Origin of the sequence: Pseudomonas sp., from assembly GCF_040514055.1 — a bacterium.
GTDB lineage: Bacteria > Pseudomonadota > Gammaproteobacteria > Pseudomonadales > Pseudomonadaceae > Aquipseudomonas.
In genome coordinates this window covers 67,495-83,162 of record NZ_JBEVDL010000034.1, presented here as the reverse complement: position 1 = coordinate 83,162, position 15,668 = coordinate 67,495, and the positions used below count along the sequence as shown (strand labels likewise).

Genomic DNA, 15,668 nt, shown 5'->3' with positions numbered 1-15,668 from the left:
ACCCACCCGAGGGCCGAGCATGAACGAATCCGCAGAGCGTGACGTCCGCCACAAGCTGCGCATGGCGCGCAAAAAAGCCCTGATCGATGAAAAGATCGCCCAGGCCCAGGATGAATACGGGCTGCTGCTGGTGCACACCGGCACTGGCAAGGGCAAGAGCAGCTCGGCTTTCGGCATGGTCGCCCGTGCCCTGGGCCACGGCCTGAAAGTGGGCGTGGTGCAGTTTATTAAGGGCGCGGCGAGCACCGGCGAGGAAAGCTTCTTCCGGCGCTTTCCCGACGAGGTCAGCTACCACGTGATGGGGGAGGGCTACACCTGGGATACCCAGGACCGCCAGCGCGATATCGACAAGGCGGTCGCTGCCTGGGCAGTGGCCCGCGGCTTGCTGCAGGATCCGCAGATCGGCCTGGTGGTGCTGGATGAACTGAATATCGCGCTGAAACATGGCTACCTGCCGTTGGAGGAGGTGCTGGCGGATATCGGCGGCCGCCCGCTGCTGCAGCACGTGGTCGCCACCGGTCGTGGCGCACCGCCTGGCTTGATCGAGGCGGCCGATACCGTCACCGACATGACCCTGGTCAAGCATGCCTTCAAGTCCGGGGTGAAGGCGCAAAAAGGCATCGAGTGGTGAGTACGTCCCTCACCCAGGCGCGCCAGTGCCCGGCCCTGCTGATCGCCGCGCCGGCGTCCGGGCAAGGCAAGACCACCGTGACCGCGGCCTTGGCGCGCCTGCACCGGCGCCAGGGCAAGCGGGTGCGGGTGTTCAAGTGCGGGCCGGACTTTCTCGATCCGATGATCCTGGCACGGGCCAGCGGCGCGCCGGTCTATCAGCTGGACCTGTGGATGGTCGGGGAAGCCGAGAGCCGCCGTCTGCTGTGGGAGGCGGCCGGCGAGGCCGACCTGATCCTGATCGAAGGCGTTATGGGCCTGTTCGATGGCACACCTTCGGCGGCCGACCTGGCGCGTCACTTCGGAGTGCCGGTGCTGGCGCTGATCGACGGTTCCGGCATGGCCCAGACCTTCGGTGCCATGGCCCATGGCATGGCCACTTACCAGCTCGACCTGCCGTTCGCCGGGGTGATGGCCAACCGCACCGGCAGCCCCCGTCACGGCGAGATCCTGCGCGACTGCCTGCCGCCGTCGATCACCTGGTACGGCGCCTTGCCGCGCAGCACGGCGATCGAGTTGCCGAGCCGCCATCTGGGCCTGGTGCAGGCCGAGGAGCTGCAGGACCTGGACCTGCGCCTGGACGCGGCGGCCGATGCCCTGGCTGCCAGCGCCGATACCCGGCTGCCGGCGCCGGTGCGCTTTGCCGCGCCAGACCAGTCCCCTGAGCTCGAACCCTGGCTGGCCGGGGTGCGCATCGGTGTGGCGCGGGACACCTCGTTCGCCTTTCTCTATCAGGCCAATCTCGACCTGCTGCGGGCGTTGGGCGCCGAACTGCGGTTCTTCTCGCCGCTGGCCGACGCCGCGTTGCCCGAGGTCGACAGCCTGTACCTGCCGGGGGGGTACCCCGAGCTGCACCTCGAGCGCCTGGCCGGCAATGCCTCGATGCGCGCGGCTATCCGTGCCCACCAGGCCGCGGGCAAACCCCTGCACGCCGAATGTGGCGGCATGCTCTACTTGCTCGATGGCCTGACCGACAAGGACGGCGCCAGGGGCGCCCTGCTGGGCCTGTTGCCGGGCGAAGCGACCATGCACCCGCGCATGAAGGCGCTGGCCTTGCAAGGGGTCGAACTGCCGGAGGGCCTTTTGCGTGGCCACAGCTACCATTACTCCTCCCTGGCCTGCGATCTGGCGCCATTGGCCCGTGGCGTCTGCCCGACCTACCAGCGCACCGCCGAGGCCGTCTACCGCCTCGGCCGGCTGACCGCTTCCTATATCCACCTGTATTTTCCGTCCAACCCGCGCGCCGCCGCGGCCTTGTTTCGGCCATGACCCAGTCGCCGCCGGCCCAGCCGGACCCCGAAACGCTGGCCTTTAGCGAAGCCGAACGGGCGGCGGTCTACCGGGCCATCGCCGCGCGGCGCGACATGCGCCATTTCAGCGGCGGCGAAGTGGCGCCCGAGCTGCTCGCGCGCCTGCTCGAAGCGGCGCACCAGGCCCCCAGTGTCGGCTTGATGCAGCCCTGGCGGTTTATCCGTATTCGCCGCCCGGCGCTGCGCGAAGCGATCGCCGCGCTGGTTGAGGCCGAACGCGTGCACACCGCCGCAGCCCTGGGTCCGCGTGGCGCGGATTTTATGCGGCTTAAGGTCGAAGGCATTCGCGACTGCGCCGAGCTGTTGGTGGTGGCCTTGATGGATGGCCGTGAGCAGCATGTGTTCGGCCGTCGTACCCTGCCGGAGATGGACCTGGCGTCGCTGGCCTGCGCCATCCAGAACCTCTGGCTGGCTGCCCGGGTCGAAGGCCTGGGGCTGGGCTGGGTGTCGCTGTTCGATCCCGTCGCGCTGGGCGCGCTGCTGGGTCTGCCGCCCGGCGCCAAGGCCGCCGCCATCCTCTGCCTGGGGCCGGTACCGGCGTTTTACGCTCAACCCATGTTGCAGCAGCAGGGCTGGGCACAGCCGCGGCCACTGAGCGAGTTACTGTTCGATGACCAGTGGGGTGCGCAGGGATGCTGACGGCCCCGCTGTTCGGTCCTTCACCGCGAAGCGGGCGGCCATGAGCCTGGCCCTGCTCAGTGTGGCCGGGGTGGCGCTGGACGCGTTGCTGGGCGAGCCCAGGCGTTGGCATCCGCTGGTGGGCTTTGGCCGCCTGGCCGACGCCCTGGAGCGTCGCTTCAACCGACCCTTTTATGATTCGACGCTGGCTTCGGTCAACCGGGGCGACGCGCAGCCGCTACCGCCCAAGCCCAACGCCGGCAGCGGTTGGCGCAGCCACGGCGTGTCGGCCTGGGTGCTGGCGGTGCTGCCGCTGACCCTGCTGGTGCATCTGCTGGGGCAGGTGCCGGGGCTGGGCACGCTGGTGGCGGTGCTGGCGCTCTACGCCGCCCTCGGCCTGCGCAGCCTGGGCGAGCACGCCGGGCCCATTGCCCAGGCCCTGCGCCGGGATGATCTGCCACTGGCCCGGCAGCGGGTCGGTTATCTGGTCAGTCGCGAGACCGCCGAACTGGACGAAGCGGGGGTGGCCCGGGCGGCGACCGAGTCGGTGCTGGAAAACGGCAGCGACGCGGTGTTCGCCGCGCTGTTCTGGTTCGCCGTGCTCGGGGCGCCGGGCGTGGTGTTGTACCGGCTGAGCAACACCCTGGACGCCATGTGGGGTTACCGCACCCCGCGTTTCGAGCGGTTCGGTTGGGCGGCGGCGCGTATCGATGACCTGCTCAATTATGTGCCGGCGCGCCTGGTGGCGCTGACTTATGCGGTGCTCGGCAATACCTGCCTGGCCTTGCGCTGTTGGCGCCGGCAGGCACCGACCTGGGACAGTCCCAACGCCGGCCCGGTGATGGCCGCTGGCGCCGGCGCCTTGGGGGTGGTCCTGGGCGGCCCGGCGGTCTACCACGGCGAGCTGCACCCGCGCCCTGTGCTGGGCGCGGGGGCGCCGGCCAGCGTACAGAGCCTCGAGCGGGCGCTGGCACTGGTCCGCCGTGGTGTCTTGCTGTGGTTGCTGATCCTGCTGCTGGGAGGCTGTCTGCATGGGTGAATCCGAGGGCCTGCTCGAACACGGTGGCCGCCTGCGCGCGGCCGCGCGCCACTACGGCATTGCCGAGGCCGACTGGCTCGACCTGTCCAGCGGCATCGCCCCCTGGCCCTGGCCGCTGCCGTCGATTCCACAACGGGCCTGGGCACGCCTGCCGGAAACCGACGACGGCCTGGAGCAGGCGGCGCAGGGGTTCTACGGCGCCGCCCAGGTGCTGCCCGTGGCCGGTTCGCAAGCGGCCATCCAGCTGCTGCCGCGCCTGCGCCCGGCCGCCGCGGTCGGTGTGCTGTCGCCCTGTTACGCCGAACATGCGCGGGCCTGGCGGCAGGCCGGGCACCAGGTACACGAACTGCCGGAGTCGCAGGTCGAGGCCTGGCTCGAGCGACTGCAGGTGCTGGTGCTGGTCAATCCGAACAACCCCACAGGCCGGCGCCTACCCCCCGAGCAGTTGCTCGACTGGCACGCCCGGCTGGCCAACCGAGGCGGCTGGCTGGTGGTCGACGAGGCGTTTATGGACAGCACCCCGGCCTTCAGCCTGGCCGGTCACAGCCAATTGCCGGGCCTGATCGTGCTGCGCTCGTTTGGCAAGTTCTTCGGCCTGGCCGGCCTGCGCCTGGGCTTTGTGCTGGCCGAGGCGCCCCTGTTGCGGCGCCTGGCCGCGCAACTCGGGCCGTGGACCCTCAGCGGTCCGGCGCGGTGGGTGGGCCAGGTGTGCCTGCGCGACCTGCCAGGGCACCAGGTCCAGGCCGCGCGTGCGGCGGCGGCCAGCCATCGCCTGGGTGCGTTGCTGGCGCAGCATGGGCTGGCACCTGACGGCGGCTGCGACCTGTTCCAGTGGTGTACCAGCGCGCGGGCGGAAGCCTTGCAGGTCTTCCTGGCCCGACGCGGCATTCTGCTGCGACTGTTCAACCATCCTCCCAGCCTGCGCTTTGGCCTGCCCCCGGATGAAGCCGGTTGGCAGCGGCTGGAGCAGGGCCTGCACGCATTCACCGAGGCATTGCCATGACCCGTTCGACCTCCGGCGCGACCACCCTGATGGTCCAGGGCACCACCTCCGATGCGGGCAAAAGCACCCTGGTGGCGGCGCTGTGCCGCTGGCTGCGGCGCCAGGGCGTGGCCGTGGTGCCGTTCAAGCCGCAGAACATGGCGCTCAATTCGGCGGTCACCGTCGACGGCGGCGAGATCGGCCGGGCCCAGGCGGTGCAAGCCCAGGCCTGCGGCCTGACGCCACACAGCGACATGAACCCGGTGTTGCTCAAGCCCAACAGCGACACCGGGGCGCAGGTGATCATCCAGGGCCGCGCGATCAGCACCATGGAGGCGGCGGCGTACCACGACTACAAGCAGGTGGCGATGCAGGCGGTGCTGCAGTCCCATGCCCGCCTGAGTGATGCCTACCAGGTGGTGATGGTCGAGGGCGCCGGTTCGCCGGCGGAAATCAACCTGCGCGCCGGTGATATCGCCAATATGGGCTTTGCCGAAGCGGTGGATTGCCCGGTCATCCTGGTCGCCGATATCGACCGCGGTGGCGTCTTCGCCCATCTGGTCGGCACCCTGGAGCTGCTGTCCGTGTCGGAGCAGGCGCGGGTCAGGGGCTTTGTGATCAACCGTTTTCGCGGCGCGCTGAGCTTGCTGCAGCCCGGCCTGGACTGGCTCGAGCAGCGCACCGGCAAACCGGTGCTAGGGGTGCTGCCCTACCTGACCGAATTCCACCTGGAAGCCGAGGACGCCATCGACCTGCGTCAGGCGGAAAAAGCCGGGCGGCCGCTCAAGGTGCTGGTGCCGGTGCTGCCGCGCATCAGCAACCACACCGACTTCGATCCCCTGCGCCTGCACCCTCAGGTCGACCTGCAGTTTATCGGGCCCGGCCAACCCATTCCGCCGGCGGATCTGATCATTCTGCCAGGCTCGAAAAGCGTGCGCGCCGACCTGGCCTTTCTGCGCGCCCAGGGCTGGGAGCCGGCATTGCGCCGGCACCTGCGCTACGGCGGCAAGCTGCTGGGCATCTGCGGTGGCCTGCAGATGCTCGGGCGTACCCTGGCCGACCCCCTGGGTCTGGAGGGCGCAGCGGGCACGAGTGCGGGCCTGGGGTTGCTGGAGATCGATACCGTGCTGCAGGCGGACAAACAGCTGCGCAGCGTGCGCGGCCAACTGGTCCTGGAGGACGCCGCGGTCTCCGGCTACGAGATTCACGCCGGGCTGTGCAGCGGTCCCGGCCTGGCGCGCCCCGCGGTGCGGCTGGAGGACGGGCGGGACGACGGCGCCTGCAGCGCTGACGGGCAGATCATCGGTACCTACCTGCACGGTTTGTTCGAGTCTTCGGCGGCCTGCAGCGCGTTGCTGCGCTGGGCTGGCCTGGAAGCGGTGCAAACGGTCGACTACCACGCCTTGCGCGAGCGCGACATCGAACGTTTGGCGGACATGGTCGAGCAGCACCTGGACCTGGCGGTGCTGCGCGACCTGTGCGGCTTGCAACCGGGCGCCGCTGCCGGAGCCGGTCATGCGTGAGCTGATTCTGGGCGGCGCGCGTTCCGGTAAAAGTCGCCTGGCCGAGCGCCTGGCCAGCGACAGCGGCTGGCCAGTGACCTATATCGCCACCAGCCAGGCGCTGGATGGCGAAATGAGCGAGCGGGTGGCCGAGCACCGGGCGCGGCGCCCCGCGGCCTGGGGCCTGGTCGAGGAGCCGTTGGCCCTGGCGCGGGTGCTGACCGAACAGGCGGCCGAGGGGCGGTGCCTGCTGGTGGACTGCCTGACATTGTGGCTGACCAACCTGCTGCTGCTGGACGATGGGTCGCGCCTGCTGGCCGAGCGCGAGGCGCTGCTGGCGTGCTTGGACGAGCTGCCAGGCCGCTTGTTGCTGGTGAGCAATGAAACCGGCCTCGGGGTGGTGCCGCTGGGCGAGCTGACCCGGCGTTACGTCGACCAGGCCGGCTGGTTGCACCAGGCGCTGGCCGCGCGTTGTGAACGGGTTATTTTTACCGTGGCGGGTTTGCCGATGGTTTTAAAGGGCAAGGCGATATGAGTGGGGGCTTCAACCGGCCCGGGCGGGGTGCTGCTGACGTTCACCGTGGCGGGTTTGCCGAGGGTTCACAAGGGAGAGGCGAGATGAATGAATATTGGTGGGAAACAAGCTGTCGGACGGCGGATCCCCTGATCCTCGAAGAGGCCGCCGCGCGCCAGCGACAGCTGACCAAACCGGCCGGCTCGCTGGGTTTGCTAGAGCAGGTGGCGGTAACCCTGGCCGGCTTGCAGGGGCGCGCGCGCCCCTGTGTCGACAGCCTGTGGATCGCCATTTTCGCCGCCGACCATGGGGTGGTCGCCGAAGGGGTGTCGGCGTTCCCCCAAGCGGTCACCGGGCAGATGCTGCGCAATTTCGTGAGCGGCGGTGCGGCGATCAGCGTGCTGGCCCGCCAGCTCGATGCCAGGCTGGAAGTGCTCGACCTGGGTACCGCGGTGCCCCTCGAGCCGCTGACTGGCGTGCGCCACCTGGACCTGGGCCGTGGCACCGGGAATTTTGTCCAGGGCCCGGCGATGAGCAGCGAGCAGCTGCTGCTCGCGCTGGCCGCTGGCCGCGACAGCGTGCTGCGCGCGGGGGAAGGAGGGGCGCAGCTGTACCTCGGCGGCGAAATGGGGATCGGCAATACCACGGCGGCCAGCGCCCTGGCCTGTGTGCTGCTCGACTGCGTCCCCTTGGAGCTGGCCGGGCCGGGCACCGGTCTGGACAGCGCCGGTGTGGCGCACAAGGCCCAGGTCATCGAAGCGGCGCTGCGCTTTCACGGCGCGCAGCTGGACACGCCGCTGGAGTTGTTGCGTCGTCTGGGCGGATTGGAGATCGCCGCCCTGGTCGGCGCCTACCTGGCCTGCGCCCAGCAGGGCCTGCCGGTGCTGGTGGACGGTTTTATCTGCAGTGTCGCCGCGCTGCTGGCGGTGCGGCTGAACCCGGGCTGTCGCGCCTGGTTGCTGTTCGCCCACCGCGGCGCCGAGCCGGGCCATGGGCGGGTGCTGCAGGCCCTGGACGCCGAACCGTTGCTGCAGCTGGGGCTGCGCCTGGGCGAGGGCAGTGGTGCGGCGCTGGCGGTGCCCCTGCTGCAGCTGGCGTGCCGCCTGCACAACGAAATGGCCACCTTCGCCGAGGCGGCGGTGGCCGATAAGCCGGCATGACCTTGCACCTGGACCTGCTCCGGCATGGCGAGACCGAACGTGGCGGCGGTTTTCGTGGCAGCCTGGACGATCAGCTGACGGAGCAGGGCTGGGCGCAGATGCGCGTGGCGCTGGACGGGCGTAAAGGCTGGGCCCGCATCGTCAGTTCGCCCCTGCAGCGCTGTGCGCGCTTCGCCAGCGAGCTGGCCGGCCGGCTGCAGATCCCGCTGCACCTGGACGCGCGGCTGAGCGAGCTGCATTTCGGGGCCTGGGAAGGCCGCAGCGCCGCGGCCCTGATGGACACCGAGGCCGATGCCCTGGGCCAGTTCTGGCGCGACCCCTATGAGTTTACCCCGCCCGACGGCGAGCCCGTGGCCGCCTTCGCCCAGCGGGTACTGCTGGCGATCGACGACCTGCACCGGCAGTTCGCCGGGCAATCGGTGCTGTTGGTCAGCCATGCCGGGGTGATGCGCCTGTTGCTGGCCCGGGCCCGCGGATTGCCGCGCGAACAGTTGCTGCAGGTCGAGGTGGCACACGCGGCCCTGTTCGCCCTGCGGGTCACAGGCCCAGCGCCGCTGTGCCTGGTAGAGCCCTGATTCCGTGCCCACACCGGAGAGGATGAGCATGCAGCCCTTGTTGATCGCCTTGCAATTTTTGACCTGCCTGCCGATTCGCCTGGCGGGCATGCCCAGCGCCGAGCAACTGGGTCGCTCGCTGCTGTGGTACCCCCTGGTGGGGTTGCTGGTCGGGTTGGCGTTGTTCGGCCTGAACCGGGTGCTGGCCGGCAGCCCCCCGCTGCTGCACGCGGCGCTGCTGCTGACGACCTGGGTGGCCTTGAGCGGTGGACTGCACCTCGATGGCCTGGCCGACAGCGCCGACGCTTGGCTCGGCGGTCTGGGCGACCGGGCGCGCACGCTGCTGATCATGAAGGATCCGCGCAGCGGGCCCTTGGCCGTGGTGGTGCTGGTGCTGGTGCTGGTGCTCAAGTTCGCCGCCTTGGTGGCGCTGGTCGAGCAGGGCCACGCACTGGCGCTGGTGCTGGCGCCCTGGCTGGCGCGCGGGCTGTTGCCGCTGCTGTGGTTGACCACGCCCTATGTACGGGCCGGCGGCCTGGGCCAGGCCCTGGCCGACCACCTGCCCCGTGACCGCGTGCCTGCGCTGCTGGCGGGGTGGGCGGTACTGGTGCTGCTCGGTGGCGCCGCGGGATGGCTGGCCCTGCTGCTGGCGCTGGCGGTGTTCGCCGGTCTGCGGCGCATGATGCTGGCCCGCCTGGGCGGCACCACCGGCGACACCGCCGGTGCGCTGGTGGAACTGGTGGAATCTGCGGTGCTGGTCGGGTTGGCCTTGTAGCGAGGCCGCACAGTGACCGCCGCGAGTTGCTCCACCAGCGGGTAGGGCGGCCTCGGCGCGCCGTTCAGCGACAGCCCGCCACACCGGCCCGGATCAGCACCCTGGATGTCAGGTGGGATGGTCTATCGCCAGCGGCGAATGCATCCCCGTCAGGCCCCTGCGGTGATCTCTTCGCACTGTTCGACGCAGCGCTGGCAGACCTGGGCGCATTCCTGGCAGTGGAGGTCGGCGTACTTGTTGCACTGCTGGGCCACGGCCTGGCAGGTAATGGCACACAGGCGGCAGATCTCGTCGACCAGCGCGCTTTGCCGTTGCATCAGACGCACCGCCAGCCGGCATAGATCGATGCAGTCGTGGTAGAGGGCGATACAGATATCCCGATCGGAACCCGCTGCCGTTTTCAGGCAGGCGTTGGCGCAGGTCTCGCAGGCGACGGCAGAGGCCGTGCAGGCTTCGATCACAGGCAGGTAGCGCTGGGTATTATTCATGGTGGGTTTCTCCGGGGGGTTAAGCATTGACCGGAGCGCGCCAGTGGACGTTCGTCTGGTCTGACGGGTGGGGCAATGACGCCTGTCGTTGTGGCCCTCAAACCTGGACGACGTCGGGAACAATGGCCAGGATTGACTGCCGCTAATTGCGGGTATATACATCTAAATATGCTGACCACCGAATGCCTCTGCACCAAACTTCGCCGCGCGGCGCGCGCGGTCACCAAAATCTACGACGACGCCTTGGCCGGGGTTGGCCTCAGCGCGGCCCAGTACTCGCTGCTGCGGCATTTGCAGCGCCTGGACCTGCCGAGCATCTCGGTGCTGGCCGAGGCCATGGGGTTGGACCGCAGTACCCTGGGGCGTAACCTCAAGGTGCTGCAGGCCGACGGGCTGGTGGACCTCGCCGGCGGCGATGACCAGCGTAACCGCCTGGTGCGTTTGAGTGGCCTGGGTCTGGCGCGGCTGACTGCCGGGGACAAGGCCTGGCGCTCAGCCCAGGTGCAGGTCGGCCACTACCTGGGCGAAGACAAGCGCCAGGCGTTGCTGGTGCTATTGGATGATCTTGAACACCTGGACTGACGTTGATTTATGCGGTTAAGCGGGTATATACCCTTATTTGGAGTGAATGATGACGGCGGTCTGGCGGGCAAGTCTGTGGATGCTGGTGGGCGGGTCGTTGATCCTGGCCCTGTCGCTGGGCACGCGTCACGGCTTCGGCCTGTTTCTGCCGCCGATGAGCGCGCAGTTCGGTTGGGGACGCGAGGTGTTTGCCTTTGCCATCGCCCTGCAGAACCTGATCTGGGGCCTGGCCCAGCCCTTCACCGGGGCCTTGGCCGACCGTTTTGGCGCGGCCCGCGTGGTGCTGGTCGGCGGGGTGCTGTACGCGGTCGGCCTGCTGTGCATGGGGTTGTCCGAGTCGCCCCTGGGGTTGTCGTTGAGCGCCGGTCTGCTGATCGGTATCGGTCTGTCCGGCACCTCCTTTTCGGTGATCCTCGGCGCGGTCGGGCGGGCGGTGCCGGCCGAGAAGCGCAGCATGGCCATGGGCATCGCCAGTGCCGCCGGCTCCTTCGGCCAGTTCGCCATGCTGCCCGGTACCCTCGGCCTGATCGGCTGGTTGGGCTGGTCGACGGCCCTGCTGGTACTGGGTGTGCTGGTGGCCTTGATCCTGCCGTTGACCCGGCTGCTGCACGACAAACCGCTGCCGCCCCAGGCCCATGAACAGACCCTGGGCGAGGCGCTGCGCGAAGCCTCGGTACATTCGGGTTTCTGGCTGCTGGCCCTGGGGTTTTTCGTCTGCGGTTTCCAGGTGGTGTTTATCGGCGTGCATTTGCCGGCGTATCTGGTCGACCAGCATTTGCCGGCCCTGGTCGGCACCACGGTGCTGGCGCTGGTGGGGCTGTTCAACGTGTTCGGCACCTACCTGGCCGGTTGGCTGGGTGGGCGGATGTCCAAGCCGCGGCTGCTGACTGCCCTCTACCTGGCGCGCGCGGTGGTCATCGGCGCCTTTGTCATGGCGCCGCTCAGCGTCTGGAGTGCCTACGCCTTTGGCGTGGCGATGGGGCTGCTGTGGTTGTCCACGGTGCCCCTGACCAATGGCACGGTGGCGACCCTGTTCGGCGTGCGTAACCTGTCCATGCTCGGCGGCATCGTGTTTCTGTTTCATCAACTCGGGGCATTTCTCGGTGGCTGGTTGGGCGGTTACCTGTACGACCGTACGGGCAGCTATGACCTGGTCTGGCAGCTGTCGATCGGCCTCAGCCTGCTGGCGGCCGCGCTCAACTGGCCGGTGCGCGAACAACCGGTGGCGCGCTTGCGCATGAGCCCGGCGTGAACCGCCCGCGACTCTGGGGCGTTTTGGCCTTGGGCCTGCTGCTCCTGGTGCTGGGGTTGATCGCCTGGGCCTGGCAGCGCGGCGGCCTGGCGCTGCTGCAACTGGGGGTGGGGATTTGCTAGGAAGACTGGCCTGTCCATGGGGTAGAGTGGGGCGACACGCCCTGGCCGGCGATTGTTAGGAGCGCCAATGATCATCCTGTTCTGGAATCCGTTTTCTCCCTATTCCCGTAAGGTGAAGATGGCGCTCGACCATAAGGGTCTGGTCTACAGCTGCGTCATGGAGGGGCTGTTCGGCGAAGGGGGCGCCAGCGCCGAACTGAAGCTGAAGTCGCCGCGTGGAGAGGTGCCGATCCTCCAGGATGGCGATCGGGTGATCTGGGACTCCAGGGTGATCTGCGAATACCTCGAAGAGGCCTACCCGGCGAACCCCATGCTGCCCGCTGAACCTGGGCAGCGCGCACGCTCCAGGCAGCTGGAGGCGCTCTGCGACAGCACCCTCGACGCCGCCATCTATGCAGTGTTCGCCGGAAAGGTGATCTGCAAGGACGCGCCGTTGGCGAGTGCCATGGCCGCCCAGGGGGCCGATGAAGTGCGGGCGTTGGCGGCGCAGTTCGAGCGCGAGCTTGGCTCGCAGCGGTTCCTCTGTGGTGACCGATTGTGCCTCGCCGATATCGCGCTGTACGCCCAACTGGTCGGTGTGGTCCCCCTGGGCGTTGCAGTGGATGCCTTCCCCACGCTGTCGGCCTGGATGAGGCGCATCCGGCAAACCCCTATTGGCGAGCAGGATGCCGTCGCCGTGGAAGAGGCCTTCGCCCGTGCCCGGGCCAGTACCAAGCAGCTGCGCCATCAGTGGCGGGGTGAGCGAATCGAATTCGCCTTTCGCCATGGACTCGAGGCCTTCCTGGACGGGGAAGTGCAGCGCGGGCGGGCGTATTTTCCGCCTTCGCCGCCGGCGCTGCCGAACGGGCAATGACGCTGGTGCCGGCGCCCAATCGAGCCGGTGGCACGGGTGCGGATAAGCCCGGCGTAACCGCCCCCGGTTTGATCGCGGGCCTGCTGCTATTGTGTCGGAGCTCTGCGGCTGAGCCTGGGAGTCCCGTGGACGGCTGTCGCTGCAACGGAATACGAGGATCTGCTAGGGTCTGATCTGTCCTGTCTGGAGTCAGTCCGATGAACCCTTTGCGCCCACTGTTGGCCCTGCTTGTGTTACTTGGCGCGTCCACGCTGCAGGCCGCCGAATGCCCGCCGCTGCTCCAGGGCGAGTTGACCCAGCTGCGCGGTAAGGCGTCTATCGACCTTTGTGAGCGCTTTGCCGGCAAGCCGTTGCTGGTGGTCAATACCGCCAGCCATTGTGGTTTCACTCCGCAGTTCAAGGGGCTTGAAGCCCTCTATCAGCGTTACAGGGACCAGGGCTTCGAGGTACTGGGCGTACCCTCGGATGACTTCCGTCAGGAGGCGCAGGACAGCGATGAAACCGCCAAGGTCTGCTTCCTCAATTACGGCGTGACCTTCAGCATGACCGAGCCCCAGGTCGTTGGCGGCGCCGACGCCATTCCCCTGTTCCGTGAGTTGGCGGCGCAAAGCGAGGCGCCGAGCTGGAACTTCACCAAGTACGTGGTCGACCGCCAGGGCCGGGTGTTAAGCCGTTTTGGCAGCAAGGTCAAACCCGATGATCCGGCGCTGATCGAGGCGGTGGAGCAGGCGATCGCCTCGCCGCCTTGACCCGACTTGAGAACGTCACCTGCTGAACGCACCGGGCGCCAGTCCCGGTTTTTTTTGCCTGTGGTTTTTATGCCCCAGGCGCACGACACATCGAGCCGCGGCTGGCGATCGCGAGCTCGCCATACACGCCGCGTTGCCGCAAAAAATGGCCCCAGCCCAGGCGCGGGCCAGAGTCACCCTGGCCGCCTGCAAGGTGATGGTTCACAGGGCCTAGGGCCTGTGGACACTATCCGCACGGCCGGCCCTAGCACAGAGCGGAATTGTCGTTAGCCATCCTTGGTTGGGTTCACCCATCTGGGCGATAGGCCGGGACGCTGCGCGTGCCTAGACTCGCCCTACGCCGGACAGCCTTGCCCGGCGTGCCCGGACGTTCAATAACAATAAAAAATGACAGGAGGCACTTATGCGTCGTGTACTGACCACCGCCCTGGCGAGTGTGGCGCTCTTCGGAGCCGTCGAAGCCCACGCCAACTACACCCAGACCAAATACCCCATCGTGCTGGTGCACGGGGTCACCGGGTTCAATACCCTCGGTGGCCTGGTCAATTACTTCCACACCATCCCCTGGAACCTTGAGCGCGACGGCGCCAAGGTCTATGTCGCCAGCGTTGCCGCGTTCAACGACAGCGAACAGCGCGGTGCCGAGCTGGCGCGGCAGATCGTGCCCTGGGCCACCGCCAACGGCGGCAAGGTCAACCTGATCGGCCATAGCCAGGGGTCGCCCACTTCCCGGGTGGCGGCCTCGCTGCGCCCGGACCTGGTCGCCTCGGTGACCTCGGTCAATGGCGTCAACAAGGGCTCCAGGGTCGCCGACGTGCTGCGCGGCATCGTACCGCCCGGCAGTGGCGTCGAAGGCGGGGCCAATGCCATCGCCAATGCCATCGGTGCGGTGATCAACCTGCTGTCGGGCAGCGACAACAACCAGGACGGCCTGGCCGCGCTGAAAACCCTGACCACTCCCGGCACCGCCGCGCTCAACAGTCGCCATCCCTGGGGCGTCAACACCGCGAGCTACTGCGCCAAGTCCAGCGCGGTGCAGAACGTGCGCGGCAAGACCATTCTTTACTACTCCTGGACCGGCAACTCGGCGTACACCAACGTGTTCGACGCCGTCGATCCGTTCCTGGCGATCACCGGGCTGGTGTTCGCCGGCGAGAAAAACGATGGCCTGGTGGGCACCTGCTCCACCTACCTGGGCGAGATGCTCGGCGATGGCTACAACATGAACCACGTCGATGCGATCAACCACCTGTTCGGTGTTCGCGGCTGGAGCGACCCGGTGTCGCTGTACCGCCAGCATGCCAATCGCCTGAAACTCAAGGGCGTCTAACAGGGCGTCGGCGGCCGGGCCCCGGGGTCCGGCTGGCGGCGTATGGTTCCCCCCTCGGCGCTGCCTGGCGCCGTCGCTGGAGTTCAAATGACACGTTCCTTCCTGATTCCTGGCCTGGCCCTGCTGCTGGGCTTGGGCGCTGCCGGCTTGACCCTGTATGGGCGCTGGCCGAGTCCTGCCGCGCCTGCGATGACAAACCCGGCGCCTGTCTCCGCGGCTGTAGCCACGACTGCGCCCCGTCCATTGCCGGCGCTCCTGGCCGCGCGGCCTCTCGCCACCCAGGCGCTGCGTCAACCGCTGGTGCCGGGCATGGCGGGCACCGAGATCGACGGTGAGCTGAAAACCGATGCCGCCGGCAACTTGGTGCTGGACCTGGCGCTTCGCGATTATTTCGATTATTTCCTCAGCGCCGCCGATCAGGTCGGCCTGGACGCCGCCGTGGGCGCCTTGGTGGAAAATGCCGGCGGGCGTCTGCAGGAGCCGGCCTTGGGCCAGCTGTCACGCCTGCTGGGCGATTACCTGGAGTACAAGACCGCCAGCCTGGCGCTGCTGCAGCAACCCCTGAGCGCGGCGCAACAGGGTGCGCCCGCCGGTCAGTTGCAGGCCTTGCAGCAGGCCTTTGACAGCCTGGCCCAGCTGCGTCGAGCGCACCTGAGCGACGCGGCCGTCGAGGCCCTGTTCGGCGCCGAGGAGAGCTATGCACGCTACACCCTGGACGCCATGAGCCTGCAGGCCCGCGAGGACCTGTCGGCCACGGCCAAGGCCGAGGCGGTGGAGGCGTTGCGCGAACAGCTGCCCCAGGCCCTGCGCGACAGCGAACTGCGCCAGGCCCAGGCCCTCGAGCAGCAGGCGCAACGCGAGCAACTGTGGCGCGACGGTGCCAGCGAAGAGCAGGTGCGCGCTGTCCTGGCAATGACCTATGATCCGCCGACGGTCGAGCGTTTGCTCGCCGAACAGCGCGCCGATCGTGCCTGGCAACAGCACTACGACAGTTACCGTCAGGAGCTGACTCGTTTGTCCAGTACCGGCCTTGGTGTCGACGATCAACGCGCCCAGGCCCAGCAGTTGCGCCAGCGTCTGTTCTCGGCCGACGACCAGCACCGGGTGGAGACCTATGACGCGATTGCCGCCAAACAAACCGAGGCCGACCCGACGCCCGGTCTCTGAGA

General features: G+C 68.3%; 18 protein-coding genes. 17 read left to right on the top strand and 1 reads right to left on the bottom strand.

Translation table 11 applies throughout. The annotated features are described in order from the left end of the window. The first annotated feature begins 19 nt into the window (after window positions 1-19). The 10 genes from cobO to ABWY06_RS08480 all read left to right on the top strand — a co-directional run bounded on the left by cobO (window position 20) and on the right by ABWY06_RS08480 (window position 9,123). A complete protein-coding gene (cobO, locus tag ABWY06_RS08525; protein WP_353925138.1) occupies window positions 20-631 on the top strand; it encodes a cob(I)yrinic acid a,c-diamide adenosyltransferase in 612 nt (203 codons plus the stop codon). Then, window positions 628-1,938: a cobyrinic acid a,c-diamide synthase CobB gene (locus ABWY06_RS08520; protein ID WP_353925137.1), complete on the top strand. Its 1,311-nt coding sequence runs from the start codon at window positions 628-630 to the stop codon at window positions 1,936-1,938. Before cobO ends, ABWY06_RS08520 begins: the two co-directional genes overlap by 4 nt. After that, window positions 1,935-2,618, top strand: a complete 684-nt coding sequence (gene bluB, locus ABWY06_RS08515; RefSeq protein WP_353925136.1) for a 5,6-dimethylbenzimidazole synthase — start codon at window positions 1,935-1,937, stop codon at window positions 2,616-2,618. The genes ABWY06_RS08520 and bluB overlap by 4 nt, the downstream gene beginning before the upstream one ends. Before the next feature lie 40 nt (window positions 2,619-2,658). Continuing rightward, on the top strand, window positions 2,659-3,636 hold the full coding sequence (cbiB, locus tag ABWY06_RS08510) for an adenosylcobinamide-phosphate synthase CbiB (protein WP_353925135.1): 978 nt from the start codon (window positions 2,659-2,661) through the stop codon (window positions 3,634-3,636). 10 nt (window positions 3,637-3,646) lie between these two features. Continuing rightward, window positions 3,647-4,639, top strand: a complete 993-nt coding sequence (gene cobD / locus ABWY06_RS08505; protein ID WP_353925173.1) for a threonine-phosphate decarboxylase CobD — start codon at window positions 3,647-3,649, stop codon at window positions 4,637-4,639. Further along, a complete protein-coding gene (locus ABWY06_RS08500) occupies window positions 4,636-6,141 on the top strand; it encodes a cobyric acid synthase (protein ID WP_353925134.1) in 1,506 nt (501 codons plus the stop codon). The genes cobD and ABWY06_RS08500 overlap by 4 nt, the downstream gene beginning before the upstream one ends. Then, entirely contained in the window at window positions 6,134-6,655 is a 522-nt protein-coding gene (gene cobU / locus ABWY06_RS08495; RefSeq protein WP_353925133.1) for a bifunctional adenosylcobinamide kinase/adenosylcobinamide-phosphate guanylyltransferase, read from the top strand. The genes ABWY06_RS08500 and cobU overlap by 8 nt, the downstream gene beginning before the upstream one ends. 83 nt (window positions 6,656-6,738) lie before the next feature. Beyond that, window positions 6,739-7,794 (top strand): nicotinate-nucleotide--dimethylbenzimidazole phosphoribosyltransferase, encoded by a 1,056-nt coding sequence (cobT, locus tag ABWY06_RS08490; RefSeq protein WP_353925132.1) that lies wholly within the window; start codon window positions 6,739-6,741, stop codon window positions 7,792-7,794. Beyond that, a complete protein-coding gene (gene cobC, locus ABWY06_RS08485) occupies window positions 7,791-8,369 on the top strand; it encodes an alpha-ribazole phosphatase family protein (RefSeq protein ID WP_353925131.1) in 579 nt (192 codons plus the stop codon). The genes cobT and cobC overlap by 4 nt, the downstream gene beginning before the upstream one ends. Window positions 8,370-8,397: 28 nt before the next feature. Continuing rightward, window positions 8,398-9,123, top strand: coding sequence for an adenosylcobinamide-GDP ribazoletransferase (locus ABWY06_RS08480; protein ID WP_353925130.1), 726 nt, complete (start codon window positions 8,398-8,400; stop codon window positions 9,121-9,123). A gap of 149 nt (window positions 9,124-9,272) precedes the next feature. Here ABWY06_RS08480 and ABWY06_RS08475 read toward each other — a convergent pair whose 3' ends face one another. Beyond that, window positions 9,273-9,611, bottom strand: coding sequence for a four-helix bundle copper-binding protein (locus ABWY06_RS08475; RefSeq protein WP_353925129.1), 339 nt, complete (start codon window positions 9,609-9,611; stop codon window positions 9,273-9,275). Window positions 9,612-9,779: 168 nt separating this feature from the next. Between ABWY06_RS08475 and ABWY06_RS08470 the strand changes: the two genes are divergently transcribed. From ABWY06_RS08470 to ABWY06_RS08440, 7 genes are all read left to right on the top strand, one after another. Next, window positions 9,780-10,193: a MarR family winged helix-turn-helix transcriptional regulator gene (locus tag ABWY06_RS08470; RefSeq protein ID WP_353925128.1), complete on the top strand. Its 414-nt coding sequence runs from the start codon at window positions 9,780-9,782 to the stop codon at window positions 10,191-10,193. A 49-nt stretch (window positions 10,194-10,242) separates the two neighbouring features. Then, window positions 10,243-11,445: an MFS transporter gene (locus tag ABWY06_RS08465; RefSeq protein WP_353925127.1), complete on the top strand. Its 1,203-nt coding sequence runs from the start codon at window positions 10,243-10,245 to the stop codon at window positions 11,443-11,445. Then, window positions 11,442-11,567 carry a hypothetical protein gene (locus ABWY06_RS08460; protein ID WP_353925174.1) on the top strand — a complete coding sequence of 42 codons (126 nt, stop codon included), beginning with the start codon at window positions 11,442-11,444 and terminating at the stop codon, window positions 11,565-11,567. The genes ABWY06_RS08465 and ABWY06_RS08460 overlap by 4 nt, the downstream gene beginning before the upstream one ends. Window positions 11,568-11,634: 67 nt before the next feature. Further along, complete coding sequence (locus ABWY06_RS08455) at window positions 11,635-12,420, top strand: glutathione S-transferase family protein (RefSeq protein WP_353925126.1); 786 nt, start codon at window positions 11,635-11,637, stop codon at window positions 12,418-12,420. Between the two features lie 197 nt (window positions 12,421-12,617). Then, complete coding sequence (locus tag ABWY06_RS08450) at window positions 12,618-13,169, top strand: glutathione peroxidase (protein WP_353925125.1); 552 nt, start codon at window positions 12,618-12,620, stop codon at window positions 13,167-13,169. 403 nt (window positions 13,170-13,572) lie between these two features. Further along, on the top strand, window positions 13,573-14,499 hold the full coding sequence (locus ABWY06_RS08445) for an esterase/lipase family protein (RefSeq protein ID WP_353925124.1): 927 nt from the start codon (window positions 13,573-13,575) through the stop codon (window positions 14,497-14,499). An 87-nt stretch (window positions 14,500-14,586) separates the two neighbouring features. Further along, the gene (locus tag ABWY06_RS08440; protein WP_353925123.1) at window positions 14,587-15,666 is read left to right on the top strand and encodes a lipase secretion chaperone; all 1,080 of its coding nucleotides are present in this window, start codon (window positions 14,587-14,589) and stop codon (window positions 15,664-15,666) included. Window positions 15,667-15,668 lie beyond the last annotated feature (2 nt).